Here is a 26,587-nt window from a genome sequence, read left to right as displayed (position 1 = left end):
AGCGGGGCTCGAACCGGACGCCCGGTCAGAGGCCGAAGCATTCGGAATGGATGTGTCCGGCCGGCACCCCGGCCCGCAGCAGCCCCGTCTGGGCCGCTTCGGCCATCCCCGGCGGCCCGCACAGGTACACGTCGTGCTCCGCCAGGTCCGGCACCAGCGCGGCCAGCGCCTGCGGGGCGAGCGGATCGTACGCGGACCCCGAGGGCCCCAGCAGGTAGTGCAGCCCGGCCTGCCGCTCGGCCGCGATGGCCTCCAGCTCGGCGCGCAGGACGAGCTGCTCCTCGGCCCCGGCCCGGTAGAGCAGGGTGATGTCCCCGGGGGCGCCGGGCAGCGTCTCGAACAGGGCCCGCATCGGCGTGATCCCGACCCCGCCCGCGATCAGCAGCACCTTGGGCCGGGTCCGCCGGGCGGCGGTGAGCGCCCCGAACGGCCCGGTGGCCAGGACCCGCGTGCCCGGCCGCAGCCGGCGGATCCGCCGGGAGTGGCCGCCGAGCCCCTTGACGGTGATGCGCAGGGTGTTGCCGCGGACCGGGGCGGACAGCGAGAAGGGCAGGGCGGTGTGCCACAGCCGCCGCTGGAGGAACCGCCAGCGCAGGAACTGGCCCGGCTCCGCGCGCAGTTCCGCCAGGTGCTCCCCGTACATGACGACGGAGACCACCCCGGGCCCCTCGGCCCTGACCTCCGCGACGCGCAGCGCGTGCCGCAGGGCCTGCCGTACGGGGACCACGGCCCGGTACCAGAGCAGCAGGACGGCGACCACGGCGTGGGCGAGCGCCCAGAACCAGGCGACGAGGGCGAGATCGGGGCCGGCGAGCTGGTGTCCGAAGGCGAGGGCGGCCGCGAGGTAGACGAGCAGGTGCACCCCGCGCCAGGTTTCGTGGGACACCCGGCGGCGTACCGCCCGGGCGGAGGTCACACCGACCGCGGCCAGGAGGACGGTCCCGGCCGTGGCGGCGGCGAGCGCGGGGTAGCCGAGCAGCTCCCGGACGGCGGAGACCAGGTCGACCCCCTCGTGCACGGCGTATCCGAGCAGGGCGAAGAGCCCGTGCCCGAAGCAGAGGAGCAGGACGTGCCGGCCGCCGAGCGCGTGCCAGCGGGCGAGCCGGCCGGCGCCGACGCCGTGCTCGACGGCGGGTACCCGGGCCATCAGGAACAGCAGCACCAGCACCCCGTACCCGGCGAGCAGGCCGGTCAGGTGCGCGGCGGTGGCGAACAGCGCGTCGGGCCGGGCCGAGGGCCGCACCTGCACCGCCCAGAGCAGGGTCACCGCCCCCGCCCCGCCCAGCATCCCGCCCCTGACCAGCCCCGCCACATCTCGCATACGGGTCACGCTAAGGGCCCGCCGGAGGGGTTCGGTGATCCTTAAGACCGCCTTGAGGGAGGCCTCACCGACGCTTAACCCGTGCGCTGAGGGCGGCGTTCCGTCCGGGTAACAAGGGCGATGCGGCGGGGAAACAGCGGACCCGCACGCTCGGGGCATGACCTCGAAGCAGCGTGTGGTGGTGATCGGCGGCGGCCTCGCCGGCCTGCGGCTCGCCGCGCGGCTGACCGGCGGCGCGGCGGTGACCGTACTCGGTGAGGAGCAGCACGTTCCGTACAACCGGGTGCTGCTCGCCGAGGTGCTGGCCGGCCGGTACGCGCCGGAGGTGGCCGCCCTCCCGGAGGCCGGTCCGGTGCTGCGGCGGGGGGTGCGCGCGGTCCGCGTGGACCGCGCCGACCGGACCGTCCACTGCGACGACGGCGCCGCCCTGGCCTACGACACGCTGGTGCTGGCCACCGGATCGAACCCGGTGCTGCCGCCGCTGCGGGGGCTGTTCGAGCCCGAGGGCCGGGATCTGCCCGACGGGGTCCACGCGTTCCGCACGATGGACGACTGCCTGGAGCTCTCGGCCGCCGTACGTCCGGGCGTGCGGGCGGTGGTGATCGGCGGGGGCCTGCTGGGCGTCTCGGCGGCCCGTGCGCTGGCCGCGCGGGGGGCGCAGGTGGTCCTGTCGCAGCAGGCGGCGCGGCTGATGGAACGCCAGCTGGACGCGGAGGCGTCCGCGTTGCTCCATGCCCACCTCGAAGCGCTGGGCGTGGAGATCCACACGGAATGCCGGGTCCGCGGCCTGTCGACTGCGGCTACGGCGCCGCTGCCGGGGGCGCAGCGTCGTGTCACCGGGGTCGAGCTGGCCGACGGGTATCGGCTGGAGGCCGATCTCGTCGTGCTCGCCTGCGGCGTGCGCCCCCGCACCGGGCTCGCGCAGGCCGCCGGGCTCGACGTGCGCAAGGGCATCGTGGTCGACAACCGGCTGCGCACCAGCGACCCCCGGATCCACGCCATCGGCGACTGCGCCGAGCACGCCGGCCAGGTGTACGGCCTGGCCGGGGCCGCGTTGGAGCAGGCCGATGTCCTCGCCGCGGTACTGAACGGCGCGGACGCCTCGTACACCGGCACCCGCGCCCTCACCCGCCTCACCCTCACCACCGCCGGAGGCACCGGCACCGGCACCGGCACCAGCGCCGGCGCCGGCCCCTTCGACCTCGCCTGCTTCGGCGAGACGACCCCCCGCCCCGGCGACGACGTGGTCCGCTTCGCCGACGCCACCCGGCGGACCTACCGGACGGTCGTCCTGCGCGACGACCGCCTCGTCGGCGGGGTCCTGCTCGGCGAGCTCTCCACCGTGGGCGCCGTCGCCCGCACCTGGGAGGGCGACGAGGCACCCCTCGACCTGTTCCACCTGCTCACCGACGACGGAGGCCACTGACATGACCGAGCCCCTGCCCGCGATCGTGCTCATCGGGCACGGCATGGTCGGCCAGCGCTACCTGGAGGCTCTCGCCGAGCGCGGTGCGACCCGGTCCCACCGGATCACCGTGCTCTGCGAGGAGCCCCGGCCCGCCTACGACCGCGTCCACCTGACCTCGTACTTCTCCGGCAGCACCGCCGAGGACCTGTCCATGACGCCCGCCGGGTTCATGGCGGAGCACGGCATCGACCTGCACCTGGGCGACCCCGCCGAGCACATCGACCGGGCCGCCCGCACCGTCACCTCCCGCTCCGGGCAGGTGTTCCCGTACGACGTCCTGGTCCTGGCCACCGGCAGCTTCCCCTTCGTGCCGCCCGTCCCCGGCAAGGACGCCCCCGGCTGCTTCGTCTACCGCACGATCGAGGACCTCCTCGCGATCGAGGAGTACGCGAAGGGCCGCACCAGCGGCGCGGTCGTCGGCGGCGGCCTGCTCGGGCTGGAGGCGGCCGGCGCGCTCCAGGGGCTCGGGCTCGCCACCCGCGTGGTGGAGTTCGCCCCGCGCCTGATGCCCGTCCAGGTCGACGAAGGCGGCGGCGCCGCCCTGCTGCGCACCATCGAGTCCATGGGCCTCACCGTCCACACCGGTGTCGGCACCCAGGAGGTGCTGACGGGCGAGGACGGCCACGTCAGCGGCATGCTGCTGTCCGACGGATCCGCCGTCGACACCGACCTCGTCGTCTTCTCCGCCGGGGTCCGCCCCCGCGACCAGCTGGCCCGCGCCTCGGGCCTGGACGTCGGCGACCGCGGCGGCATCGCGGTGGACTCCCGCTGCCGCACCTCCGACCCGCGCGTCTACGCCATCGGCGAGTGCGCGCTGGCCTGCGACGGCCGCGTCTACGGCCTGGTCGCGCCCGGCTACGAGATGGCCGAGACGGCCGCCGACGATCTGCTGGGCCGGGAGAAGGAGTTCACCGGGGCCGATCTGTCCACCAAGCTCAAGCTGCTCGGCGTGGACGTGGCCTCCTTCGGCGACGCCCACGGCAGCGCACCGGGCAGCCTCGACGTGGTCTGGTCCGACTCCCGTTCCGGTGTCTACAAGAAGCTGGTGGTCTCCCCGGACGGGGTGCTGCTCGGCGGGGTGCTCGTCGGCGACGCGGACGCGTACGGCCTGCTGCGCCCGCTCACCGGCAGCGTGCCGCCCGTCGCCCCCGAGCAGCTGGTCCTGCCGGCCGGTGTCGGCGCGCCCGTCGCGCTCGGCCCGTCCGCGCTCCCCGACCACGCGGTGATCTGCTCCTGCCACAACGTCACGAAGAAGGCCATCGCCGCCTGCGCCACCCTCGCCGAGGTGAAGAAGTGCACCAAGGCGGGCACCGGCTGCGGCAGCTGCGTCAAGGTGATCGGACAACTGCTGCCCGCCGCGGCCGACAAGGGGCTGTGCGGCTGCTTCCCCTTCACCCGCGCCGAGCTCTACGAGATCGTCCGCACCCGGCGGCTGGCCTCCTACCAGGAGCTCCTCGACGGCCACGGCCGTCCCGAGGCCCGCGGCGGCGACGGCTGCGAGGTGTGCAAGCCCACCGTCGGCTCGATCATCGCCTCCCTCGCCCCGGCCGTCGGCGCCAGCGGCTACGTGCTGGAGGGGGAGCAGGCCGCGCTCCAGGACACCAACGACCACTTCCTCGCGAACATGCAGCGCAACGGCTCGTACTCGGTGGTCCCGCGCATCCCCGGCGGCGAGATCACCCCGGAGCGGCTGATCGTGATCGGCGAGGTGGCCCGCGACTTCGGCCTCTACACGAAGATCACCGGAGGGCAGCGCATCGACCTGTTCGGCGCGCGCGTGGACCAGCTCCCGCGGATCTGGGCCCGGCTCGTCGACGCCGGGTTCGAGTCCGGGCACGCGTACGGGAAGGCCCTGCGGACGGTGAAGTCCTGCGTCGGGCAGACCTGGTGCCGCTACGGAGTGCAGGACAGCGTACGGATGGCCATCGACCTGGAGCTGCGCTACCGGGGGCTGCGCGCCCCGCACAAGCTCAAGTCGGCGGTCTCCGGCTGCGCCCGCGAGTGCGCGGAGGCGCAGAGCAAGGACTTCGGGGTCATCGCCACGGCGAGCGGCTGGAACCTCTACGTGGGCGGCAACGGCGGGGCCACCCCGCGCCATGCCGACCTCCTCGCCCAGGACCTGTCCGATGCGGAACTGGTCCGGCTGATCGACCGGTTCCTGATGTTCTACATCCGCACCGCCGACCGCCTGGAGCGGACCTCGACCTGGCTGGAGCGGCTGGAGGGCGGCCTGTCCCACCTGCGGGACGTCATCGTGCACGACTCGCTGGGGCTGTGCGCGGAGCTGGAGTCGCTGATGGCCGAACACGTGGCGCACTACCGCGACGAATGGGCCGAGACGCTCGGGGACCCGGAGCGGCTGCGCCGGTTCGTGTCGTTCGTGAACGCGCCCGGGGCGCCCGACCCGACCGTGAAGTTCGTCCCCGAGCGCGACCAGGTCAAGCCCGACCTGGCCGTCCTGACCATTGGAGGAGCCGTCCGATGACCGTCGAACTGAAGGTGGCCGAAGGCTGGCTGACGGTGTGCGAGCTGTCCGCGCTGATCCCCGGGCGGGGGGTGGCGGCCCTGCTGCCCGACGGGAGCCAGGCGGCGGTGTTCGTCGACCGCGCGGGCCGTCCGTACGCCATCGGGAACCAGGACCCCTTCACGGGCGCGCACGTGCTGTCGCGGGGGCTGCTGGGGAGTGCGGCGGGCCGGCCGTTCGTGGCCTCGCCGCTGCTCAAGCAGCGCTTCGACCTGGAGTCGGGGCGCTGTCTGGACGACGAGGAGGTGGCGGTCCGTACCTATCCGGTGCGGACCGCCGCGACCTCGTAGCCGGCATCAGCCCTCGATGGCGGCCGGGTCCATCCAGACGTACTCCCACACGTGGTGGTCCAGGTCCTCGAAGGCGCGGCCGTACATGAAGCCCAGGTCCATGGGCGGCCGCGGCTCGGTGGCGCCGGCCGCGAGCGCGGCGTCGACGACCTCGTCGACCTTGGCGCGGCTGTCCGCGCTGAGGGCGACCATCACCTCGGTGGTCTTGGCGGCGTCGGCGACCGGCTTGGTGGCGAACGACGCGAACTTCTCCTCGGTCAGCAGCATCGCGAAGATGGTGTCGCTGATCACCAGGGAGGCGGCGGTCTCGTCGGAGAACTGCGGGTTGAAGGAGTAGCCGAGCTTCTCCCAGAAGGCCCGGGCGGCGTCCAGGTCCTTGACCGGCAGGTTGACGAAGATCATCTGGGGCTGGGACATCTCGGTCTCTCTTCTTCTCGCGCGGTGTTCGCTGCTTTCGAGAGGTAGACCGGGGGACGCGAGGAAACTCATCGCTCTGCGCGGGATTTTTCCGAGATTTCTTCCCGGCCCTGCCCGGCAGGCCAAAACCGCAGGTCAGGCCACCGAGCGCAGCTCCACCGCCGCCAGCGGGACGAAGCCGAGGCCGTCCTCGCCGTCCATGGCCGCCCCGTCGCCCGCGAGCCGCTTGTGCAGGGCCAGCGCGATCCGCTCGCCCTGGGCCTTGGCCCGCTCGGCGTTCGGGCCCCGGTGCAGTCCGTCGATGGTGGCGTGCCACAGCTGGACCCAGCGGCCGAAGTCGGCGGCGGTCAGCGACCGCACCGAGTGCAGGGCGGCGTGCGGGCCGAAGGCGTCGCGCCGGTACTCGGCGGAGCGGAAGAGGGCCCGCTCCCAGAAGTCGGTGATCCGGGGCAGGTGGACTTCGAGGTCCGTGCCGGCGATCTCGGTGAAGAAGGGGCCGATGGCGGAATCGGCGAAGGCCGCCGTGTAGAAGCGGCGCAGCACGACGTCGAGGTCGGCGCGGCCCGAGATGTCGTCGGCGGCGGCGAAGTGGTTCATCGCTCCACCATCCTTCCGCACGGCGGGCCTCCCCAGGGCAGAAAGTCCCGCCGTACGTCACATCGTGGGCGCCCGGGCGCTCCGAAAGGCCTGCCGGAGGATTGAACCTGAGCGGTCGCTCATGCGTAATGAGGAATTGGCGCCACGTCAACTGGCGCCTCCTAGGTTCCTCGACGCGTGCGACCCCGCGTCCGACCGGCCGCGGGGCCTTCCTCCCACAGGAGTGACCGTGGAACGTCGTACCTTCCTGCGCGGCGCGGTGATCGGTTCGTCGGCCGCCGCCTTCGGCGGAACGTTGATGCACGGGGCGGCCTACGCGGCGCCCGCCCAGCCCGGCGCCGGACCGTACGGAGCGCTCGGCGCGGCGGATGCGAACGGCATCCAGCTGCCGGCCGGCTTCACCAGCCGGGTGATCGCGCGCTCCGGCCAGACCGTCGCCGGCACCTCGTACCGCTGGCACAACGCCCCGGACGGCGGCGCCTGTTACACGGACGGCGCGGGCTGGATCTACGTGTCGAACTCGGAGGTCAACCCCTCCGGGGGCGCGAGCGCGGTCAGGTTCGACTCCTCCGGCACCGTCACCGGCGCCTACCGGATCCTCTCCAACACCCGGCAGAACTGCGCGGGCGGCAAGACCCCGTGGAACACGTGGCTCTCCTGCGAGGAGGTCGACCGCGGCTACGTCTACGAGGCCGATCCGTACGGCGTGAACGCGTCCGTGCAGCGGGCCGCGATGGGCCGCTTCAAGCACGAGGCGGCCGCGGCCGACCCGGTGCGCAAGGTGATCTACCTGACCGAGGACGAGAGCAGCGGCTGCTTCTACCGCTTCGTCCCGACCACCTGGGGAAACCTTTCCTCGGGCACCCTCCAGGTCCTCAAGGCCGGTACCGCCACCTCCGGTTCCTTCACCTGGGCGAACGTCCCGGACCCGGACGGCTCGCCGACCGCCACCCGCAGCCAGGTCTCCGGGTCGAAGAAGTTCAACGGCGGCGAGGGCTGCCACTACGCCAACGACACGGTCTGGTTCACCACCAAGGGCGACAACCGGGTCTGGCAGCTCAACCTCGCGAACAACACGTACGAGCTGGCGTACGACGACTCCCTGGTGCCGGGCGGCGCCGCCCCGCTGACGGGTGTCGACAACGTCACCGGATCCTCGTTCGGCGATCTGTACGTCGCCGAGGACGGCGGCACCATGGAGATCTGCGTGATCACCCCGGACGACGTGGTGGCGCCGTTCCTGCGGATCACCGGCCAGTCCTCCTCGGAGATCGCCGGCCCGGCCTTCTCCCCCGCCGGCAACCGGCTGTACTTCTCCAGCCAGCGCGGTACGAGCGGCAGCTCGTCGGCCGGCATCACCTACGAGGTGACGGGCCCGTTCCGCACCTGAGCCCCGTACCGTCGCGGCCCCCGGCGCCCAGCCGGGGGCCGCGGCGTTTCACGAGGCCACCGCGCCGCCCTTGAGCAGCGCGGCCCCCAGCGGGGTCACGGTGTGCAGCACCGCGTTGCCGTGCCGCAGCGTCGTCACCAGCCCCGCCTCGCGCATCACGCAGGCGTGCTGGCTCGCCGAGGCCAGCGAGACCCCGGCCCGGCGGGCCAGTTCGCTGGTGGTGGCGCCGTCGCCGATGGCCCGCAGCACCACCGAGCGGGTGTGGCCCACCAGCTTGCCCAGCGTGCGCCGGCGCTGCTCCTCGACGTGCACGGTGCGCGCCGCCTCGCCGCCCGCCGGGGCCGAGGCCAGGTGCGAGGCGGCCGGGTAGACCAGCACCGGCGGCAGCTCCGGATCGTGCAGGGTCACCGCGGTGCGCCGGCAGAAGAAGGACGGCTGGAGCAGCAGCCCGCGCCCCCGCAGCCGTACGTCCCGGTCCACCGGGTAGTCGCACTCGAGCACCGGGGCCCGCCAGCGCAGCATCGGCGGCAGCGAGGCCAGCAGCTCGTCCGCGCCCCCGTCCAGCAGGGCGCGGCCGCGCGCGGCGCGCTCGGCCTCTATCTGCGCCTGTATGTGCGTCCAGTACGGCTCCACGGCCGCCCGGTGGTAGGCGCGCAGCTCGCCCAGGAGCCTGGGCAGGTGTTTGGTGCCGCCGTCCATGAACTCCCGTAGCCGCGGGGCGATCGGCGCTCCGGCGCCCGCACCCGGTCCGCTGCCCGCGCCCGCTCCCGCGCCGGACCCGCCGGCGAGCAGCACGAGCTCGCGCCGCAGCCGGTCCGGCCGGAGCCCGCGCAGCGCGTCGAGCGCCACGTCCCACCCGTACTGCCCCTCCACCGGGGTCAGGAAATCGGGAAAATATCCGCGCGCCGGTATGAGCATGCCGAGCGTGCGTGTTTCACCATTCAACCTGCCCCGCGTTTCCGTTCGCCATTCACCGAACAACCGGGCATCACGCCGGTCCCTTAAGCGGTGAAAGCTGAGAATCGTTTCCCACAACGCATCGGGACGCCCTGCCATCCGTACGCGTGCCAGGTCCACTCCAGTGAAATGGATACGCAGCACCGAACCCCCACCTGTGCAACCGCAATCCCCCCGCCCCATGAGTATGCATGCCGTCACACGTGGTCACCACGCCCTTTCGGCCACAGTTGAAACCCCTTTCGGCAGGAGCGTGACAACCGAAATCCTGTACTCCGCCGGGCACACTCCGATGCGACCGAAACGCTCCGTGAAGGCCGTGGGGGGCTTTGCGGGGCCTGGCGGTCGGTCGCACCGGGAAGCGCCGACGTGCCCGGCAGAATGACAGCGGCGGTGGACGGGTGGGGATCCGTCCACCGCCTGCTGGCGTAAAGATTTGTTGAACAGAAAAAAATAGGGCGCGCCCGCCACCGGGCAGTCAGGGAACCCGGGGGCAGGCGCGGTCTATGGGGGCCCTTCTCAGGGGCCGGGGATCAGCGGCTGTCGCTGCCCTTCGCCTCGGCGGCGGCGCGGCCGGCCTCCAGGCGCGCGACCGGAATCCGGAACGGCGAGCAGGAGACGTAGTCGAGGCCGACCTCGTGGAAGAAGTGGACGGACTCGGGGTCACCGCCGTGCTCGCCGCAGACGCCGAGCTTGAGGTCGGGGCGGGTGGCCCGGCCCTGCTCGACCGCGTGGCGGACCAGCGAGCCGACGCCGTCCTTGTCGATGGTCTCGAAGGGCGAGACCCCGAAGATGCCCTTCTCCAGGTACGCGGTGAAGAAGCTGGCCTCGACGTCGTCGCGGGAGAAGCCCCACACCGTCTGGGTCAGGTCGTTCGTACCGAAGGAGAAGAACTGCGCGGCCTCGGCGATCTGCCCGGCCGTCAGGGCGGCGCGCGGCAGCTCGATCATCGTGCCGATGGTCAGCTTGAGGTTCGTGCCGGTGGCCGCCTCGACCTCGGCGATGACCTGGTCGGCCTCGTCGCGGACGATCTCCAGCTCCTGGACGGTGCCGACGAGCGGGACCATGATCTCGGCGCGCGGGTCGCCCTTGGCGTTCTTGCGCTCGGCCGCGGCCTCGGCGATCGCCCGGACCTGCATCTTGAACAGACCGGGGATGACCAGGCCCAGGCGGACGCCGCGCAGGCCCAGCATCGGGTTCTGCTCGTGCAGCTTGTGGACGGCCTGGAGCAGGCGCAGGTCGTTCTCGTTGTGGTCCTTGCGGGACTCGGCGAGGGCGACGCGCACCGACAGCTCGGTGATGTCGGGCAGGAACTCGTGCAGCGGCGGGTCCAGGAGGCGGACGGTGACGGGCAGGCCGTCCATCGCCTCGAACAGCTCGACGAAGTCCTTCTTCTGCAGCGGCAGGAGGGCACTGAGTGCCTCCTCGCGCTCCTCGTCGGTGTCCGCGAGGATCAACCGCTCCACGAGTTCGCGGCGCTCGCCGAGGAACATGTGCTCGGTGCGGCACAGGCCGATGCCCTGGGCTCCGAAGCGGCGGGCGCGCAGCGCGTCCTCGGCGTTGTCGGCGTTGGCGCGCACCCGCAGGCGGCGGACGCGGTCCGCGTAGGCCATGATCCGGTGCACGGCGGCGACCAGCTCGTCGGCGTCGTCGGCGCCGGCGTGCATGCGGCCCTCGAAGTACTCGACGACCGGGGACGGTACGACGGGTACCTCACCGAGGTAGACCTTGCCGGTGGAGCCGTCGATGGAGACGACGTCGCCCTCTTCGATGACCGTGTCGCCGACCGTCATGCGGCGGCGCTTGGTGTCGACGTCGAGCTCCTCGGCGCCGCAGACACAGGTCTTGCCCATGCCGCGGGCGACGACGGCGGCGTGCGAGGTCTTGCCGCCGCGCGAGGTCAGGATGCCCTCGGAGGCGATCATGCCGTCCAGGTCGTCCGGGTTGGTCTCGCGGCGGATCAGGATGACCTTCTCGCCGGACCGGGACCACTTGACGGCCGTGTACGAGTCGAAGACGGCCTTGCCGACGGCCGCGCCCGGGGAGGCGGCGATGCCGCGGCCGAGCAGCTCGGTCCCCTTCTTGCCGCCGGCACCCTCGTCGAACCGCGGGAACATCAGCTGCGCCAGCTGGTGGCCGGTGACGCGCTGGAGGGCCTCGGCCTCGTCGATCAGGCCCTGGTCCACGAGCTGCGTGGCGATGCGGAAGGCGGCACCGGCGGTGCGCTTGCCGACGCGCGTCTGGAGCATCCACAGCTGGCCGCGCTCGATGGTGAACTCGATGTCGCAGAGATCCTTGTAGTGGGTCTCCAGCGTCTCCATGATCGTCATGAGCTGGTCGTACGAGGCCTTGTCGATGGCCTCCAGGTCCGCGAGCGGCACGGTGTTGCGGATGCCCGCGACCACGTCCTCGCCCTGGGCGTTCTGGAGGTAGTCGCCGTAGACGCCCTGGTGGCCGCTGGCCGGGTCGCGGGTGAAGGCGACGCCGGTGCCCGAGTCGGGGCCGAGGTTGCCGAAGACCATGGAGCAGATGTTGACCGCGGTGCCCAGGTCGCTCGGGATGCGCTCCTGGCGGCGGTAGAGCTTGGCGCGGTCGGTGTTCCACGAGTTGAAGACCGCCTCGACGGCGAGGTCCAGCTGCTCGCGGGCGTCCTGCGGGAACTCGCGGCCGGCTTCCTTCGCCACGATCTTCTTGAAGTGCTTGACCAGCTTCTTCAGGTCGGCGGCGTCGAGGTCGGTGTCGACGGTGACCTTCTTGGCGGCCTTGGCCTCGTCGAGGGCGTCCTCGAAGAGCTCGCCGTCGACGTCCAGGACGGTCTTGCCGAACATCTGGATGAGGCGGCGGTACGAGTCCCACGCGAAGCGCTCATTGCCGGCCTGGGAGGCGAGGCCGGTGACGGAGTCGTCGGAGAGGCCGATGTTGAGGACCGTGTCCATCATGCCCGGCATCGAGAACTTGGCGCCGGAGCGGACGGAGACCAGGAGCGGGTCGTCCGACTGGCCGAGCTTCTTGCCCATCTTCGTCTCGAGGGCGGCAAGGTGGGCGCTGACCTCGTCGCGCAGCTCGGCCGGGGCCGTGCCGCTGTCGAGGTAGACCTTGCAGGCCTCGGTGGTGATGGTGAAGCCGGGAGGGACCGGGAGGCCCAGGTTGGTCATCTCGGCGAGGTTGGCACCCTTGCCGCCGAGAAGGTCCTTGAGGTCGCGGTTTCCCTCGGTGAAGTCGTAGACGAACTTCTGATCTTTGTTTTCCGACACGGGTCTCGACTCCTCGAGGCTCGGTGGCTGCCCTGACGGCCAGGAACATACCCAGATCGAAGGCTTCTGGGTACGTCCACTTGGTCGTCATGCGGCTGTAACCACCCGTGCGCCAGCAGATCGAAAGTAACTCACGGGTAATCAGAACGTACCAACAGCCTTCACTTCCCGAATGGGGAGGTGGGTTTTGAAGCCTGATCACGCTCGGATGAGCGATCATCGATACATTTGCGTTCAAGTCTTGAACGCACAAAGGGTGGCACCCAGTGCCACCCTTTGAAAGTCTTACCCGTGACTTCAGCGCTCATCTGAGCGAAACCCCTCCCATGCGTGGCGTATATCACGCAACACGGAGGGCGATTTGTCAGCCTCCGGAGGTGTCCAGTTCCGCTTCCTCGCTGACGCCCGCGCAGTCGTACGGGTCCTTCAGCCAGCCCTCCGGCAGGACAACCCGGTTGTTTCCGGACGTCCGGCCCCGAGGGCCGTCCGCACTCTCCGGCCAGGCCTGATCCAAGTCGAGCTCGCTCAGATGAGCGTTCAGTTCGGCCAGGGAGGAGGTGACCGCCAGCCTCTTGCGCATCTCGGAGCCGACCGAGAAGCCCTTGAGGTACCAGGCCACGTGCTTACGGAAGTCGATCACCCCGCGCGCCTCGTCGCCGATCCACTCCCCCAGCAGCTGCGCGTGGCGGTGCATGGTGCCCGCGACCTCGCGCAGCGTGGGCTTGTGGAAGTCCTCCGGGCGGCCTTCGAAGGCCGCCACCAGGTCGTTGAACAGCCACGGCCGCCCCAGGCAGCCGCGGCCGACGACCACGCCGTCGCAGCCGGTCTCGCGGACCATCCGCAGCGCGTCCTCGGCGCACCAGATGTCGCCGTTGCCGAGCACCGGGATCTCCGGCACGTGCTCCTTGAGCCGTGCGATGGCCTCCCAGTCGGCGGTGCCGCCGTAGTGCTGGGCCGTGGTGCGGCCGTGCAGGGCGATGGCGGTGACGCCCTCCTCGACAGCGATCCGGCCGGCGTCGAGGTAGGTGAGGTGGTCGTCGTCGATGCCCTTGCGCATCTTCATGGTCACCGGGAGGTCGCCGGCGCCGGCGACGGCCTCGCGCAGGATCGCGCGCAGCAGGTTCCGCTTGTACGGGAGCGCGGAGCCGCCACCCTTGCGGGTGACCTTGGGGACCGGGCAGCCGAAGTTGAGGTCGATGTGGTCGGCGCGGTCCTCCTCGACGATCATGCGGACCGCCTTGCCGACCGTCACCGGGTCGACTCCGTACAGCTGGATCGAGCGGGGCTTCTCGGTCTCGTCGAAGTGGATCAGCTGCATGGTCTTCTCGTTGCGCTCGACCAGGGCGCGCGTCGTGATCATCTCGCTCACGAACAGCCCCTTGCCGCCTGAGAACTCCCGGCAGAGGGTACGGAACGGGGCATTGGTGATGCCGGCCATCGGCGCGAGCACCACCGGCGGCTGCACGGTGTACGGGCCGATCGCGAGGGGCGGAGGGAGCGTGGTCATCCGCCCATTGTCCCGCATGCCGAGGGGGTGCGGCAGACGTACGATCGGCGGCATGATCGAGCCGAGTCAGCCGAGCCGCCGGCAGCGCATGCTCGTCCTGGCGATCTGCTGCATGAGCCTGCTGATCGTCAGCCTCGACAACACCGTGCTCAACGTCGCGCTCCCGTCGATGCGCCGCGAGCTCGACGCCTCGGTCGCGGGGCTGCAGTGGACCATCGACGCGTACACGCTCGTCCTGGCCTCGCTGCTGATGCTCGCGGGCTCCACGGCCGACCGGATCGGCCGCCGCAAGGTGTTCATCGCCGGCCTGCTGGCCTTCACCGCCGGCTCCCTGCTGTGCTCGCTCGCCCCCAGCCTCGGCTGGCTCGTCTTCTTCCGGATGGTCCAGGCCATCGGCGGGGCGATGCTCAACCCGGTGGCGATGTCGATCATCACCAACACCTTCACCGATCCGGCCGAACGGGCCCGGGCCATCGGCGTGTGGGGCGCGGTCGGCGGCATCTCCATGGCCGCGGGCCCGCTGATCGGCGGGGTGCTGGTGGACTCCGTGGGCTGGCGCTCGATCTTCCTGATCAACCTGCCGATCGGCCTGGCGGCGCTCGTCCTCACCCTGCGCCACATCTCCGAGTCCCGGGCGGCCCGGCCGCGCCGCCCGGACCCGGTGGGCCAGGTGCTGGTCATCGCGCTGCTCGGCAGTCTCACGTACGGGATCATCGAGGCGCCGGCCGCGGGCTGGCGCTCGCCGCTGATCATGGGCTGCGGGGTGGTGGCCGTCGCCTCGTTCGTGGGACTGCTGGTCTACGAGCCCCGGCGCAAGGAGCCGCTGATCGATCTCCGGTTCTTCCGGAGCGCACCCTTCAGCGGGTCGACGGTGATCGCGATCAGCGCCTTCGCCGGACTGGCCGGCTTCCTCTTCCTGAACACGCTCTACCTCCAGGACGTGCGCGGGCTGAACGCGCTGCACGCCGGGCTCTACATGCTGCCGATGGCGGCTCTGACCGTGGTGTTCGCGCCGATCGCGGGGCGGCTGGTGGGCTCCCGGGGGCCCCGGATCTGCCTGCTGATCGCGGGGGTGGCGATGGGGGCGAGCGGGCTGCTCTTCGCGCTCTTCGAGGCCGAGACGTCCAACCCGCTCCTGTTCACCGGGTACGTGCTGTTCGGGCTCGGCTTCGGCATGGTGAACGCGCCCATCACCAATACGGCGGTGTCCGGGATGCCGCGCTCCCAGGCGGGTGTCGCGGCCGCCATCGCCTCCACCAGCCGGCAGACGGGCGGCACGCTGGGCGTCGCGGTCATCGGCTCGGTCCTGGCGGCGGGGCTGGCGAGCGGATCGGACTTCTCCGAGGCGGCCCAGCCGGCCTGGTGGATCATCATGCTGTGCGGACTGGCGGTGCTGGTCGTGGGCGCGGTGACCAGCGGCAACTGGGCCCGCGCGACGGCGGACCGCACGGCCCGCAGCCTGGAGGAGCCGGTCAGCCCTTCCGCGGCGACGGGTTCGCCGCGTTCCTGACCGCGTCCCCGACCGCGTCTTTGGCCGTGCCCTTGACCTCGCGGTCTCCCGCGCGCGCCGGCTGCCGGTCCGCAGGTCCGGGCGTCACCCGCGCGGCCCCTACTCGTCGCAGCTGAAGTCCTCGGCCGAGGTGTTGACCCGGTCGAGGAGGCTGCGCAGGAGATCGCGCTCCCGGTCCGACAGTCCCGCGAACATGCCGCCTTCGACCTCGTCGAGGGCCGCGTTCGTCTTGCCGAGGGCGGCCTCCCCCTCGGCGGTGATGGCCACGTTGTGGCGGCGCCGGTCGGCGGGGTCCCGGCGGCGTTCGGCCAGGCCGTCGCCCTCCAGGTCGTTCAGGATCCCGACGAGCACGCTCGGGTCCACCTCCAGCCGCTCGGCGAGCGCCCGCTGGCTGATGGGGCCGTCCTCCAGGTGCATCAGCGTCATCGCGTGCCGCGGGGTGAGCCCGGCCGCGCCGAGCGCCTTCTTCACCCGGGTCTGGGTGACCAGTGCAGGTGCCGGACTCCTGGCTGCCGCGCCTGGCCACCCTCAAGGCCGCGGGCGCGATCGGGCTGGTCGCGGGCCTGTGGTTCACGCCGCTCGGCATCGCGGCCGCCGGCGCGACCCTCTACTTCATCGGGGCGGTCATCAGCCACCTCCGGGTCAAGGACTACGAGCTCGCACCGGCCGCCGTCCTCGCCGCGGCGGCCGCGGCCGCCCTGGTCCTGCGGGCGCTGTCGTAGCCCCGCCACCCTGACGAGTGACAGATATTGAAATCTGTCACTCGTCATGTCACTCTCGTTCCATGACGAAGAACGAGAGCACCTCACCCCTTTCACCCCTTACCGTGAACCCGGCCCACCGCCGGCTCGGCACCACCGGGCCGTCCGTCTTCCCGCTGGGCCTCGGCTGCATGGGCATGTCCGCCCTGTACGGGGAGGCCGACCGCGCCGAGTCCCTCGCCACCATCCACGCCGCCCTGGACGCGGGCGTCACGCTGCTCGACACCGGCGACTTCTACGGCATGGGCCACAACGAACTGCTGATCAACGAGGCCCTGCGCACCGCCCCGGCCGCCGCTCGCGAGCAGGCGCTGACCAGCGTCAAGTTCGGCGCCCTGCGCACGGTCGAGGGCGGCTTCACCGGCTACGACGGCCGGCCCGAGGCCGTCAAGAACTTCCTGGCCTACTCGCTCCAGCGGCTCGGCCGGGACCACATCGACATCTACCGCATCGCCCGGGTGGACCCGGACGTCCCCATCGAGGAGACCATCGGGGCCATCGCCGAGGCGGTCGAGGCCGGACACGTCCGCCACATAGGCCTCTCCGAGGTCGGCGCGGACACCCTGCGCCGGGCCGCCGCCGTCGCCCCGATCGCCGATCTCCAGATCGAGTACTCGCTGATCTCCCGCGGCATCGAGGAGGAGATCCTGCCGACGGCCCGGGAGCTCGGGATCGGCGTCACGGCGTACGGGGTGCTGTCCCGCGGCCTGATCAGCGGCCACTTCACCCGCGACCGCGCGCTGGCCCCGGGCGACTTCCGCAGGATGAGCCCGCGCTTCCAGGGCGACAACCTGGACCGCAATCTCGACCTGGTCGAGGCGCTGCGCAAGGTGGCGGAGGGCAAGGGCGTGAGCGTGGCCCAGACCGCCATCGCCTGGGTGCTGTCGCGCGGCGAGGACATCGTGCCGCTGGTCGGCGCCCGACGCCGGGACCGGCTGACCGAGGCACTGGGCGCCCTCGACATAACGCTGAGCGCCGCCGACCTGGCCGCCATCGAGGAGGCCGTCCCCGTCGGCGCCGCGGCGGGCGAGCGGTACCCGGCGGCCCAGATGGCCCACCTCGACAGTGAGCACTGAGCTGGCGGTACGGTCGTACCCATGTCCCCCGCTGCTGCCGAGCCCCTGACACCCGAGCGCATCCTCGAGACCACCGAGGACGTGCTGCGCCGCTTCGGCCCCACCAAGGCGACGGTGGTGGACGTGGCCCGCGCGCTGGGCGTCAGCCACGGCAGCGTGTACCGGCACTTCCCGTCGAAGGCGGCGCTGCGCGAGGCCGTCACGGACCGCTGGCTCGCCAAGAGCGTGGTCGCGCTGGAGCAGATCACCTCGGCGAGCTCATCCAGCGCCCCCTCCAAGCTGGAGTCGTGGCTGGCGGCCCTCTTCGAGGCGAAGCGCCACAAGGCGGGCGACGACCCGGAGCTGTTCGCCACCTACATCGTGCTGCTCGACGAGAACAGCGACGTCGTGGACCGGCATCTGACCGAGCTGATCGACCAGTTGGCCCGGATCATCGCCGAGGGGGTCGCGGCCGGCACGCTCTCGGCCGACGACGTGCCGGCGGCCGCCCGCGCGGTCTTCGACGCCACCGGCCGCTTCCATGATCCCCAGTACGCGGCCGACTGGCTGTCGCCCACGATCTTCACCGAGTTCGAGGCGGTCACCGCGCTGATCATCCGGGGCCTGCGCGCCTGACGGGGCTCCCCCGCCCCGAACCCCACCGGCAAAGACCGGTGGCCCGGTGCGCGCGTGCGCACCGGGCCACCGGTCGTTTCGCCGAAGCGGAAGCCTGGGCTAGCAGCCGAGCAGGCGGCTGCCGAGGTAGCTCTGGATCTGGTCCAGGGAGACGCGCTCCTGCTTCATGGTGTCGCGCTCGCGCACGGTCACCGCGTTGTCGTCGAGGGTGTCGAAGTCGACGGTGACGCAGAACGGGGTGCCGATCTCGTCCTGGCGGCGGTAGCGGCGGCCGATGGCGCCGGCGTCGTCGAACTCGATGTTCCAGAACTTGCGCAGGTCGGCGGCGAGGCCCTTGGCCTTCGGCGACAGCTGCGCGTTGCGGGACAGCGGCAGGACGGCGACCTTGATCGGGGCCAGGCGCGGGTCGAGGCGCATCACGGCGCGCTTCTCCATGACGCCCTTGGCGTTCGGGGCCTCGTCCTCGTTGTACGCGTCGAGCATGAAGGCGAGCATGGCGCGGTTGACACCGGCCGCCGGCTCGATGACGTACGGCGTGTAGCGCTCCTTCGACTCCTGGTCGAAGTAGACGAGGTCCTGGCCGGAGGCGGCGGAGTGGGCCTTGAGGTCGAAGTCGGTGCGGTTGGCCACGCCTTCGAGCTCGGAGAACTCGTTGCCGCCGAAGTTGAAGCGGTACTCGATGTCGGCGGTGCGCTTCGAGTAGTGGGACAGCTTCTCCGCCGGGTGCTCGTACCAGCGGATGTTCTCCTCGCGGATGCCGAGGTCGCGGTACCAGTTCCAGCGCTCCGCCATCCAGTACTCCTGCCACTGCTCGTCCTCGCCCGGCTTGACGAAGAACTCCATCTCCATCTGCTCGAACTCGCGCGTGCGGAAGATGAAGTTGCCCGGCGTGATCTCGTTGCGGAAGGACTTGCCCATCTGCGCGATGCCGAAGGGGGGCTTCTTGCGCGAGGTGGTCTGGACCTGGGCGAAGTTGGTGAAGATGCCCTGGGCGGTCTCGGGGCGCAGGTACGCCTTGGAGCCGGTGTCCTGGGTCGGGCCGAGGTGGGTCTCCAGCATGCCGGAGAACTGCTTGGGCTCGGTGAACTGGCCCTTCACGCCGCAGTTGGGGCAGTTGACGTCGGCGAGGCCGTTGGCGGGCACGCGGCCGTGCTTGGCCTCGTACGCCTCCTCCAGGTGGTCGGCGCGGTGGCGCTTGTGACAGGAGGTGCACTCGGTCAGCGGGTCCGAGAAGGTCGCGACGTGGCCGGAGGCCACCCAGACCTCGGGGGCCAGGATCACGGACGAGTCGATGCCGACGATGTCCTCACGCCCGGTGACCATCGCCTTCCACCACTGGCGCTTGATGTTCTCCTTGAGCTCGACACCGAGCGGGCCGTAATCCCAGGCGGCCTTGGAACCGCCGTAGATCTCACTGCACGGGAAAACGAAGCCACGGCGCTTGCTCAGGCTGACGATGGTGTCGATCTTGTCGGCGGCCACGGTGCTCTCTTCATTACGAGGACGAACGGCGAATGCCTCAGGTTACCGGCGCCCGCACCCCCCCTTTCAAATCGGATCCCCCTCCCCGGGCCCGCCCACACCTCTCCCACCAGGGTTTTTGACAATCGTTTCCATTTTTGATGAAAATGGATGTCATGAACGTACGACGCCTCATACCCGCCGCCGCCCTCGCCGGAGCCGTCGCCCTCGGCGCCACGGCCCTCACCGCCTGCTCCGGAGCCGGTGCCGCCGAATCCGGCGGCACGCAGGGCAAGGACGGCAAGCTCGACGTGACGGCGTCGTTCTACCCGATGCAGTTCCTCGCCGAGCAGATCGGCAAGGACCACGTGAAGGTCGACACCCTGACCAAGCCGGGTGTCGAGCCGCACGACCTGGAGATCACCCCGAAGCAGACCGCGCAGCTCGCGGACGCCGATGTGATCGTCTACCTCAAGAGCCTCCAGCCCGCCGTCGACAAGGCCGTCGCCCAGTCCGGCGTGAAGAACGTCGTCGACGCCGCCACCCTCACCAAGCTCGAGACCCATGCCGCCTCCGGCCACGACCACGGCCACGAGGGCGAGGGCGAGGCGGGCCACGACCACAGCCACGGCGAGGCCGGCGAGGACCCGCACGTCTGGCTCGACCCCGCCAAGTACGCGGAGATCGCCAAGGGCGTCGGCGCGGCCCTGGAGAAGGCCGACCCCGGCCACTCCGCGGACTACAAGAAGAACACCGACGACCTCGTCGCGAAGCTGACCGCCCTGGACACCGAGTTCAAGGACGGCCTGGCCAACACGGCCGGCAAGACCTTCATCACCACCCACTCCGCCTTCGGCTACCTCGCCGAACGCTACGGCCTGGACCAGGAGGGCATCTCCGGCGTCGACCCCGAGTCCGAGCCCAGCCCCGCCCGGATGAAGGAGCTCCAGGAGATCGCGAAGAAGGACAATGTCTCCACGGTGTTCTTCGAGACCCTGGCCAGCGACAAGACGGCGAAGAGCCTCGCGGGGGACACCGGTCTGAAGACCGACGTCCTCGACCCGCTCGAGGGAATCACCGACAAGTCCCAGGGCGCTGACTACTTCGAGGTCATGCGCTCCAACCTGAAGAACCTCCAGAAGGCGCTCGGAGCCAAGTAGATGACAGCAGCAGTTACGGAGGCGCGAGCCATGCAGACCCTGCCCGGGCAGGCCGCTGACCAGCCCGTCATATCCCTGCGCGGGGCCACGGCCTCGCTCGGCTCGCGCCCCGTGCTGCGCGGGATCGACCTCACCGTCCGCCGCGGTGAGGTCGTCGCGCTGCTCGGCGCCAACGGCTCCGGCAAGTCCACCGCCGTCCGCGCGATCGTCGGCCAGGTCCCGCTCACCGAGGGCTCTCTGTCGCTCTTCGGCACCGACTTCAAGCGCTTCCGCGACTGGTCGCGCATCGGGTACGTCCCGCAGCGCACCACGGCCGCCGGCGGCGTCCCGGCCACCGTCCGCGAGGTCGTCTCCGCCGGACGGCTCGCCCGCACCCGCTTCGGCCTCCTGCGCAAGGCCGACCGGGCCGCCGTCGACCGCGCCCTGGCCCTCGTGGACATGGACGGGTACGCCGGCGTCTCCGTCAACGCCCTCTCCGGCGGCCAGCACCAGCGCGTGCTCATAGCCCGGGCGCTCGCCGGCGAGCCCGAGCTGCTGCTCATGGACGAGCCCATGGCCGGCGTCGACCTCGCCAACCAGGAGGTCCTGGCGAACGCCCTGCGCGAGCAGGTCGCCGTCGGCAGCACCGTACTGCTGGTCCTGCACGAGCTGGGCCCGCTGGAGCCGCTGATCGACCGGGCCGTGGTCCTGCGGGACGGCTGCGTCGTCCACGACGGCCCGCCCCCGGAGGCCGTCGGCCAGCACGCCCTGCCCGGCCACGACCACGTACACCCCCACGCGGCGCACGACGCCGAGCCCCTGCGGACGGGACTGCTGAGCTGATGGACCTCCTCGACCACGCCTTCATGCAGCGGGCCCTGATCGCCGCCGCCCTGGTCGGCATCACGGCGCCCGCCATCGGCACGTACCTGGTCCAGCGCCGCCAGGCCGTCATGGGCGACGGCCTCGGCCACGTCGCCATGACCGGTGTCGCCCTCGGCTTCGTGCTCAACAGCAGCCCGGTGTGGATGGCCACCCTGGTCACCGTCATCGGCGCCGTCGGCATGGAGCTGATCCGCTCCCGCGGCAAGACCAGCGGCGACGTCGCCCTCGCCATGCTCTTCTACGGCGGCCTCGCCGGCGGCGTGATGATCATCAACGTCGGCGGCGGCTCCACGACCAACCTGCTCAGCGCCATGTTCGGCTCAATCACCACCGTCGCCGCCGAGGACGTCACCGCGATGGCGATCCTCGCCGCCTTCGTCCTCGCCGTCACCATCGGCCTGCGCCGGCAGCTCTTCGCCGTCTGCCAGGACGAGGAGTTCGCCAAGGTCACGGGCCTGCCGGTGCGCGCGCTGAACCTGCTGATCGCCGTCACCGCCGCCGTCACCGTGACCGTCGCGATGCGCATCGTCGGCCTGCTGCTGGTCAGCGCCATGATGGTGATCCCGGTCGCCGCCGCCCAGCGCCTCACCCGCGGGTTCGCGGCCACCCTGGGCGGGGCCGTCGCCATCAGCCTGGCCGTCTCCCTGACCGGCACGGCCACCACGTATTACGTCAACGCACCCTCGGGTGCCATGATCGTGCTGCTCGCCATCGCCGTGTTCATGGCGCTGACCGCACTCTCCGCTCCCCTGGCCCGGCGCCGGGCCAGAGCCGCGGTCGCGGCGGAGGCGGTCTGCACTCGGGACGATGTGAAGGTCTAGCGGGCTGGCACAATGGCCGCAGGCCGATACGAGGAGGAACCGGTGGCGACTGCGCCTGGCGAGACGAATGCCGCGCCAGTACGAGGACGATCCACCCGGCAGCGGGCCGCCGTGGCGGCGGCGCTGGACGAGGTGGACGAGTTCCGCAGTGCCCAGGAACTCCACGACATGCTCAAGCACCGTGGCGATTCCGTGGGCCTGACCACGGTGTACCGCACGCTCCAGTCGCTCGCGGACGCCGGCGAGGTCGACGTCCTGCGCACCAGCGACGGCGAGTCGGTCTACCGGCGCTGCTCCACCGGGGACCACCACCACCACCTGGTCTGCCGCAAGTGCGGCAAGGCGGTGGAGGTGGAGGGCCCGGCCGTGGAGAAGTGGGCCGAGTCCATCGCGGCCGAGCACGGCTTCGTGAACGTGGCCCACACCGTGGAGATCTTCGGCACCTGCGCCGACTGCGCGGCCGCCGCCTAGACCCGCGTCAGGTTGCGGTCCAGGATCGCCCGCAGCCGGTCCGCGTCCGCGGGATCGGCGAGGCCGCGCACGGGCAGCACCGTCACCGTGGCCGCCTGCCGGTCACCGGAGAACAGCGCGAAGTGCGCCGGGGTCTGCGCGTAGTGGGCCAGGGCGGTCCACGCGTGGTGCGTGGAGGACCGGGATCCGGTGACGGCCACCCCGTGCTCGTCGACGACCGCCGTGCAGTCGCCCGCCGTCTCCAGCACGCCCCGGAAGGCCCGGGCCATCATCCGGTGGCCGAAGAGCAGGTACGCCCAGCCGAACACGACCCCGGCGAGCAGCCCCGTCGTCACGGGCGTCGTCCCGCCGTCCCGCACGATCAGCACGGTGGCCAGGACCGGACCCAGCAGGCTCAGCAGGACGTAGGGCCGGCGCTGACGGCGGCCGGCGGGGGTCCTGTTGCGGGCGCGCAGCGCCTCGGCCATGTCCGCCGTCGTCGGCGTGTAGTGGAGCTCGACGGCCTGCCCCGCCGTCGCCGCCTCGTGTATCCGGTACAGCGGATCCCCGCCCGTGGTGTCCATGGACGGGGATCCTAAGGGGCCGTTTTCAGCCGGTCGCGCCGGGGGCCTCGGGCTGGTTGGGGACGGCGCCGCCGAAGCGGCGGTCGCGCTGGGCGTACTCCAGGCAGGCCTGCCACAGGTTGCGGCGGTCGAAGTCCGGCCACAGCACGTCCTGGAAGACCATCTCGGCGTACGCGCTCTGCCAGAGCAGGTAGTTGGACGTGCGCTGCTCGCCGCTCGGGCGCAGGAACAGGTCCACGTCCGGCATGTCCGGGTAGTACATGTACTTGGCGAAGGTCTTCTCGTTGACCTTCGACGGGTCCAGCCTGCCTGCCGCCACATCGCGGGCGATGGCCTGCGCCGCGTCCGCGATCTCCGCGCGGCCGCCGTAGTTGACGCAGAAGTACAGGGTCATCGCGTCGTTGTCGACGGTCTGCTCCTGGGCCACCTGGAGCTCCTGGACGACCGACTTCCACATCTTGGGCATGCGGCCCACCCAGCGGATCCGGATGCCGAGCTCGTTCATCTCGTCGCGGCGGCGGCGGATGACGTCGCGGTTGAAGTTCATCAGGAAGCGGACCTCGTCGGGCGAGCGCTTCCAGTTCTCCGTCGAGAAGGCGTACAGGGAGAGGTTCTTGACGCCCATCTCCAGGCAGCCCTTGAGCACGTCGAGCACGACGCCCTCGCCGACCTTGTGGCCCTCGGTGCGCGGCAGGCCGCGCTCCTTGGCCCAGCGGCCGTTGCCGTCCATGACGACCGCGACGTGGTTCGGGACGAGCTCACCGGGGATCTTCGGCGGGCGCTCACCGGACGGGTGCGGCTCGGGAACCTTGTACTCGCGGCGAGAGCGTCCCAGAATCCCGCGTCGTGCCATGTGCCCAGCTCCTATTTCTCGACGTATCGCAGGGAGCGTAGCCCGCGCTCCAGATGCCAGTGCAGATAGGCGGAGACCAGCCCGCTGCCCTCCCGCACGTGACGCGCCTCGCACGCGTCGGCATGCTTCCAGTCGCCCGTCAGCAGGGCGCTGAGCAGGGCGATGGCCTCCGACGAGGGTACGACGCTGCCCGGCACCCGGCAGTCCCCGCATATCACTCCGCCCGCGGCGACGGAGAAGTGCCGGTTGGGGCCGTGGATCCCGCACTTCGCGCAGTCGTCGAAGCTGGGCGCGTAGCCGTTGACGGCGAGGGAGCGCAGCAGGAACGCGTCGAGGATGAGGTGGGGTTCGTGTTCGCCGCGCGAGAGCGTGCGCAGGGCGCCGACGAGCAGCAGGTACTGCTGTACGGCGGGCTCGCCCTCGTTCTCGGCGAACCGCTCGGCGGTCTCCAGCATGGCGGTGCCGGCCGTGTAGCGGGCGTAGTCGGTGACGATGCCGTTGCCGTAGGGGGCGATGATCTCGGTCTGGGTGCAGAGCGGCAGGCTGCGCCCGATGAGCTCGTTGCCGCGGGCGAAGAACTGCACGTCGGCGTGGGAGAAAGGTTCCAGCCCGGCGCCGAACTTGGACTTGGTGCGCCGCACGCCGCGGGCGACGGCCCGTACCCGGCCGTGGCCGCGGGTGAGCAGCGTGATGATGCGGTCCGCCTCACCCAGCTTCTGGGTGCGCAGCACGATGCCGTCGTCGCGGAACAGACTCATGCGCCCATTGTCACCCGCACCGCGGACAGCGATGGCCCCCCGCCCGGAGTCCGGGCGGGGGGCCAGCACCCCTTGGGAGGATCAGGAGGCCGGGGTCTGCGCCCCGTCGGCCTTCTCGGCCTTGGCGTTGCCGGCCTGCTCGGCCTTCTCGCCCTGGTCGGCCTTCTCGGCCTCCGCCGGGGCCGCCGTCGGCTGGGCGGGCAGCCCGACCGCGGGGACGGCCGGGACTTCGTCCTTGGCCAGGCCGTTGAAGATCAGGTTGAGGACGATGGCGGCCGTGGCACCGAGGGTGACACCACTGTTGAGGAGCGAGGACAGGTCCGGGTCCATGTACTTGGTGAAGAAGACCGGGACGGTCGCGGGGAGCAGGGCGAAGGCCAGCGAGACGCCCACGATCAGCGCGTTCTTCTCCTCCTTCAGGTCCACCTTGGCCAGGGTCTGGATACCGGCGAGGGCGACCATGGCGAACATGACGGTGGCGGCGCCGCCGAGGACCCCGTGCGGGACGGCGGCGACGATCGCGGCGGCCTTGGGCAGCAGACCCAGGATGATCATGAAGACACCGGCGGCCACGACCACGAACCGGCTCTTGACCTTGGTCATCCGCACCAGGCCGACGTTCTCGGCGAAGGCGACGTACGGGAAGGAGTTGAGGACACCGCCGAGTGCGGTCGCGGCGCCGTCGGCACGCAGGGCGCGGGCCACGGTCTCGCTGTCGACGTCCTTGCCGACGATGTCGCCGACCGCGTACGTGTCACCGGTCGTCTCGACCATGGTGATCAGCATGACGATCAGCATCAGCACGATCGGGAACCACTCGAACTTCGGGACGCCGAAGTGGAAGGGGGTGGTGATGCCGATCCAGTCGGACTTGCCGACGTCGCCGAACTTCGCGTCCCCGAGGAGGAACGCGACCGCGGTGCCGCCGACCAGGCCGAGGAGGATGGAGATGCTGGAGACGAACGGCCTGCCGATCTTCATCAGGACGAGGATGAAGAGCATCGTGCCGCCGGCGTACGCGAAGTTCTTCGGGTCGCCGAAGTCGGGGCTGCCGAGGCCGCCCGCCGCGTCGTTGAGGCCGACCGGGATCAGGACGATGCCCAGGACGGTGATCACGGTGCCGGTGACGACGGGCGGGAACAGCCGCATGACCGTCCGGAAGGCCTTCGCGGGCAGCCAGGCGAACGCGAAGGTCGCGATGCCCGCGGTGATGACCGCGCCGTAGATGACCAGCAGTGCGGCCGTTCCGCCGCCCGCGCCGAGTCCGATGGCGATCATCGGGGAGACGGCGGTGAAGGTCACGCCCTGGATCAGCGGCAGCCGCGCGCCGATCCGGCCGATCCCCCAGGCCTGGATGATCGACGCGATACCGCAGGTGAGGAGGTCCGCGTTGATCAGGTAGACCAGCTGTTCAGGGCTCAGCTTCAGCGCGTTGCCGACGATGATCGGAACGATCACCGCACCGGCGTAGAACGCGAGTACGTGCTGGAAGCCGTACAGCGCGAGCTTCGGGAGGGGGAGCACCTCGTCGACCGGGTGCGTGCTCTGCTGTCCTTTGCCGGAAAGCCGGGCGGCGACACGTGCCATCTCTGCCTTGCCCTTCAAGAGGTGAGGTAAGTGAGAGGAGATCTGGTTATCCCTGGGCGAAGTGGGTCGCTAACCCGTTGATCCGCCAGGGTTGTCAGTGCGTTCACGTGGATCGAAGCCCCGGTGTGTTGACGGTGGCCTCTTGTCGTGTGACCGGAATTGAACGCCTGTGAAGGGCCTCACAGATATCGTCGACTTCCACAAACTGTTGACGCTACCGGCGGCCAGATCTGTAGGTTTCTCCAGTGGTGCAGCACAGGGCGGAGGCGTACAGGGGAAGCCTCAGGCAAGGGGCCGTTCCCGCTGCACGACTGCGAAGCCCCTCCGGGGTGACCTGCGCTTACATCCCTCACCTGGATGCG

General features: G+C 71.0%; 24 protein-coding genes. 12 read left to right on the top strand and 12 right to left on the bottom strand.

Going from position 1 to position 26,587, the window contains the following annotated elements; translation table 11 throughout:
* Positions 1-25: 25 nt before the first annotated feature.
* Complete coding sequence (locus ACFWP3_RS03575) at positions 26-1,321, bottom strand: ferric reductase-like transmembrane domain-containing protein (protein ID WP_384215761.1); 1,296 nt, start codon at positions 1,319-1,321, stop codon at positions 26-28.
* Positions 1,322-1,478: 157 nt separating this feature from the next.
* Between ACFWP3_RS03575 and ACFWP3_RS03570 the strand changes: the two genes are divergently transcribed.
* Genes ACFWP3_RS03570 through nirD form a run of 3 tightly spaced genes read left to right on the top strand, consistent with a single transcriptional unit; the run spans position 1,479 to position 5,603 of the window.
* Entirely contained in the window at positions 1,479-2,747 is a 1,269-nt protein-coding gene (locus ACFWP3_RS03570; RefSeq protein WP_384215760.1) for an NAD(P)/FAD-dependent oxidoreductase, read from the top strand.
* A 1-nt stretch (position 2,748) separates the two neighbouring features.
* On the top strand, positions 2,749-5,274 hold the full coding sequence (gene nirB, locus ACFWP3_RS03565) for a nitrite reductase large subunit NirB (protein WP_384215759.1): 2,526 nt from the start codon (positions 2,749-2,751) through the stop codon (positions 5,272-5,274).
* A complete protein-coding gene (nirD, locus tag ACFWP3_RS03560; RefSeq protein ID WP_384215758.1) occupies positions 5,271-5,603 on the top strand; it encodes a nitrite reductase small subunit NirD in 333 nt (110 codons plus the stop codon). The genes nirB and nirD overlap by 4 nt, the downstream gene beginning before the upstream one ends.
* Before the next feature lie 6 nt (positions 5,604-5,609).
* Here nirD and ACFWP3_RS03555 read toward each other — a convergent pair whose 3' ends face one another.
* Together ACFWP3_RS03555 and ACFWP3_RS03550 are read right to left on the bottom strand one after the other, a co-directional pair.
* Complete coding sequence (locus tag ACFWP3_RS03555) at positions 5,610-6,020, bottom strand: VOC family protein (RefSeq protein ID WP_384215757.1); 411 nt, start codon at positions 6,018-6,020, stop codon at positions 5,610-5,612.
* A 135-nt stretch (positions 6,021-6,155) separates the two neighbouring features.
* The gene (locus tag ACFWP3_RS03550) at positions 6,156-6,617 is read right to left on the bottom strand and encodes a group III truncated hemoglobin (RefSeq protein WP_384215756.1); all 462 of its coding nucleotides are present in this window, start codon (positions 6,615-6,617) and stop codon (positions 6,156-6,158) included.
* 229 nt (positions 6,618-6,846) lie between these two features.
* Between ACFWP3_RS03550 and ACFWP3_RS03545 the strand changes: the two genes are divergently transcribed.
* Positions 6,847-8,007, top strand: a complete 1,161-nt coding sequence (locus tag ACFWP3_RS03545) for an alkaline phosphatase PhoX (protein WP_384215755.1) — start codon at positions 6,847-6,849, stop codon at positions 8,005-8,007.
* Between the two features lie 48 nt (positions 8,008-8,055).
* Here ACFWP3_RS03545 and ACFWP3_RS03540 read toward each other — a convergent pair whose 3' ends face one another.
* The 3 genes from ACFWP3_RS03540 to dusB form a co-directional block, all read right to left on the bottom strand.
* A complete protein-coding gene (locus ACFWP3_RS03540; protein WP_384215754.1) occupies positions 8,056-9,108 on the bottom strand; it encodes a helix-turn-helix domain-containing protein in 1,053 nt (350 codons plus the stop codon).
* Between the two features lie 389 nt (positions 9,109-9,497).
* Positions 9,498-12,218 carry a pyruvate, phosphate dikinase gene (gene ppdK, locus ACFWP3_RS03535; RefSeq protein ID WP_384215753.1) on the bottom strand — a complete coding sequence of 907 codons (2,721 nt, stop codon included), beginning with the start codon at positions 12,216-12,218 and terminating at the stop codon, positions 9,498-9,500.
* 364 nt (positions 12,219-12,582) lie between these two features.
* On the bottom strand, positions 12,583-13,743 hold the full coding sequence (gene dusB / locus ACFWP3_RS03530) for a tRNA dihydrouridine synthase DusB (protein WP_384215752.1): 1,161 nt from the start codon (positions 13,741-13,743) through the stop codon (positions 12,583-12,585).
* A 34-nt stretch (positions 13,744-13,777) separates the two neighbouring features.
* Between dusB and ACFWP3_RS03525 the strand changes: the two genes are divergently transcribed.
* Positions 13,778-15,235 (top strand): MFS transporter, encoded by a 1,458-nt coding sequence (locus ACFWP3_RS03525; protein ID WP_384215751.1) that lies wholly within the window; start codon positions 13,778-13,780, stop codon positions 15,233-15,235.
* Positions 15,236-15,334: 99 nt separating this feature from the next.
* Here the strand turns inward: ACFWP3_RS03525 and ACFWP3_RS03520 are convergent, their stop codons facing one another.
* Positions 15,335-15,706 (bottom strand): MarR family winged helix-turn-helix transcriptional regulator, encoded by a 372-nt coding sequence (locus ACFWP3_RS03520; protein WP_384215750.1) that lies wholly within the window; start codon positions 15,704-15,706, stop codon positions 15,335-15,337.
* Between the two features lie 23 nt (positions 15,707-15,729).
* Here ACFWP3_RS03520 and ACFWP3_RS03515 point away from each other — a divergent pair, with 23 nt between their 5' ends.
* From ACFWP3_RS03515 to ACFWP3_RS03505, 3 genes are all read left to right on the top strand, one after another.
* Positions 15,730-15,957, top strand: coding sequence for a DoxX family protein (locus tag ACFWP3_RS03515; protein WP_384215749.1), 228 nt, complete (start codon positions 15,730-15,732; stop codon positions 15,955-15,957).
* Between the two features lie 62 nt (positions 15,958-16,019).
* A complete protein-coding gene (locus ACFWP3_RS03510; protein ID WP_384215748.1) occupies positions 16,020-17,072 on the top strand; it encodes an aldo/keto reductase in 1,053 nt (350 codons plus the stop codon).
* 21 nt (positions 17,073-17,093) lie between these two features.
* Positions 17,094-17,687, top strand: a complete 594-nt coding sequence (locus tag ACFWP3_RS03505) for a TetR/AcrR family transcriptional regulator (RefSeq protein ID WP_384215747.1) — start codon at positions 17,094-17,096, stop codon at positions 17,685-17,687.
* Between the two features lie 99 nt (positions 17,688-17,786).
* On the opposite strand, the gene ACFWP3_RS03500 is transcribed toward ACFWP3_RS03505, so the two are convergent.
* Positions 17,787-19,169: a glycine--tRNA ligase gene (locus tag ACFWP3_RS03500; RefSeq protein WP_384215746.1), complete on the bottom strand. Its 1,383-nt coding sequence runs from the start codon at positions 19,167-19,169 to the stop codon at positions 17,787-17,789.
* 155 nt (positions 19,170-19,324) lie between these two features.
* Here ACFWP3_RS03500 and ACFWP3_RS03495 point away from each other — a divergent pair, with 155 nt between their 5' ends.
* Genes ACFWP3_RS03495 through ACFWP3_RS03480 form a run of 4 tightly spaced genes read left to right on the top strand, consistent with a single transcriptional unit; the run spans position 19,325 to position 22,464 of the window.
* The gene (locus ACFWP3_RS03495) at positions 19,325-20,308 is read left to right on the top strand and encodes a metal ABC transporter substrate-binding protein (RefSeq protein ID WP_384215745.1); all 984 of its coding nucleotides are present in this window, start codon (positions 19,325-19,327) and stop codon (positions 20,306-20,308) included.
* 30 nt (positions 20,309-20,338) lie between these two features.
* Positions 20,339-21,130, top strand: coding sequence for a metal ABC transporter ATP-binding protein (locus ACFWP3_RS03490; RefSeq protein ID WP_384215908.1), 792 nt, complete (start codon positions 20,339-20,341; stop codon positions 21,128-21,130).
* Positions 21,130-21,993 carry a metal ABC transporter permease gene (locus tag ACFWP3_RS03485; protein WP_384215744.1) on the top strand — a complete coding sequence of 288 codons (864 nt, stop codon included), beginning with the start codon at positions 21,130-21,132 and terminating at the stop codon, positions 21,991-21,993. The genes ACFWP3_RS03490 and ACFWP3_RS03485 overlap by 1 nt, the downstream gene beginning before the upstream one ends.
* A 42-nt stretch (positions 21,994-22,035) precedes the next feature.
* Positions 22,036-22,464 carry a Fur family transcriptional regulator gene (locus ACFWP3_RS03480; protein WP_384215743.1) on the top strand — a complete coding sequence of 143 codons (429 nt, stop codon included), beginning with the start codon at positions 22,036-22,038 and terminating at the stop codon, positions 22,462-22,464.
* Here the strand turns inward: ACFWP3_RS03480 and ACFWP3_RS03475 are convergent.
* The 4 genes from ACFWP3_RS03475 to ACFWP3_RS03460 form a co-directional block, all read right to left on the bottom strand.
* Positions 22,461-23,027 carry a YcxB family protein gene (locus tag ACFWP3_RS03475; protein WP_384215742.1) on the bottom strand — a complete coding sequence of 189 codons (567 nt, stop codon included), beginning with the start codon at positions 23,025-23,027 and terminating at the stop codon, positions 22,461-22,463. The genes ACFWP3_RS03480 and ACFWP3_RS03475 overlap by 4 nt on opposite strands.
* Positions 23,028-23,052: 25 nt before the next feature.
* Positions 23,053-23,880, bottom strand: a complete 828-nt coding sequence (locus ACFWP3_RS03470) for an isoprenyl transferase (RefSeq protein WP_384215741.1) — start codon at positions 23,878-23,880, stop codon at positions 23,053-23,055.
* A gap of 11 nt (positions 23,881-23,891) precedes the next feature.
* A complete protein-coding gene (gene recO / locus ACFWP3_RS03465; RefSeq protein ID WP_384215740.1) occupies positions 23,892-24,638 on the bottom strand; it encodes a DNA repair protein RecO in 747 nt (248 codons plus the stop codon).
* Between the two features lie 81 nt (positions 24,639-24,719).
* Complete coding sequence (locus ACFWP3_RS03460; RefSeq protein ID WP_384215739.1) at positions 24,720-26,225, bottom strand: nucleobase:cation symporter-2 family protein; 1,506 nt, start codon at positions 26,223-26,225, stop codon at positions 24,720-24,722.
* Positions 26,226-26,587 lie beyond the last annotated feature (362 nt).

It is taken from the genome of Streptomyces sp. NPDC058525 (assembly GCF_042719495.1).
In the GTDB taxonomy this organism is placed as follows: Bacteria; Actinomycetota; Actinomycetes; order Streptomycetales; family Streptomycetaceae; genus Streptomyces.
The sequence above is the reverse complement of the archived record's forward strand: the minus strand, read 5'-3'. Positions and strand labels throughout refer to the sequence as shown.

Coding starts and splice junctions, on each gene's coding strand:
- ACFWP3_RS03495 (WP_384215745.1), top strand. CDS start 19,325: ATGAACGTACGACGCCTCATACCCGCCGCCGCCCTCGCCGGAGCCGTC.
- ACFWP3_RS03525 (WP_384215751.1), top strand. CDS start 13,778: ATGATCGAGCCGAGTCAGCCGAGCCGCCGGCAGCGCATGCTCGTCCTG.
- ACFWP3_RS03470 (WP_384215741.1), bottom strand. CDS start 23,880: ATGGCACGACGCGGGATTCTGGGACGCTCTCGCCGCGAGTACAAGGTT.
- ACFWP3_RS03555 (WP_384215757.1), bottom strand. CDS start 6,020: ATGTCCCAGCCCCAGATGATCTTCGTCAACCTGCCGGTCAAGGACCTG.
- nirD (WP_384215758.1), top strand. CDS start 5,271: ATGACCGTCGAACTGAAGGTGGCCGAAGGCTGGCTGACGGTGTGCGAG.
- ACFWP3_RS03490 (WP_384215908.1), top strand. CDS start 20,339: ATGCAGACCCTGCCCGGGCAGGCCGCTGACCAGCCCGTCATATCCCTG.
- ACFWP3_RS03505 (WP_384215747.1), top strand. CDS start 17,094: ATGTCCCCCGCTGCTGCCGAGCCCCTGACACCCGAGCGCATCCTCGAG.
- dusB (WP_384215752.1), bottom strand. CDS start 13,743: ATGCGGGACAATGGGCGGATGACCACGCTCCCTCCGCCCCTCGCGATC.
- recO (WP_384215740.1), bottom strand. CDS start 24,638: ATGAGTCTGTTCCGCGACGACGGCATCGTGCTGCGCACCCAGAAGCTG.
- ACFWP3_RS03460 (WP_384215739.1), bottom strand. CDS start 26,225: ATGGCACGTGTCGCCGCCCGGCTTTCCGGCAAAGGACAGCAGAGCACG.
- ACFWP3_RS03510 (WP_384215748.1), top strand. CDS start 16,020: ATGACGAAGAACGAGAGCACCTCACCCCTTTCACCCCTTACCGTGAAC.
- ACFWP3_RS03485 (WP_384215744.1), top strand. CDS start 21,130: ATGGACCTCCTCGACCACGCCTTCATGCAGCGGGCCCTGATCGCCGCC.
- ACFWP3_RS03575 (WP_384215761.1), bottom strand. CDS start 1,321: ATGCGAGATGTGGCGGGGCTGGTCAGGGGCGGGATGCTGGGCGGGGCG.
- ACFWP3_RS03475 (WP_384215742.1), bottom strand. CDS start 23,027: ATGGACACCACGGGCGGGGATCCGCTGTACCGGATACACGAGGCGGCG.
- ACFWP3_RS03570 (WP_384215760.1), top strand. CDS start 1,479: ATGACCTCGAAGCAGCGTGTGGTGGTGATCGGCGGCGGCCTCGCCGGC.
- nirB (WP_384215759.1), top strand. CDS start 2,749: ATGACCGAGCCCCTGCCCGCGATCGTGCTCATCGGGCACGGCATGGTC.
- ACFWP3_RS03550 (WP_384215756.1), bottom strand. CDS start 6,617: ATGAACCACTTCGCCGCCGCCGACGACATCTCGGGCCGCGCCGACCTC.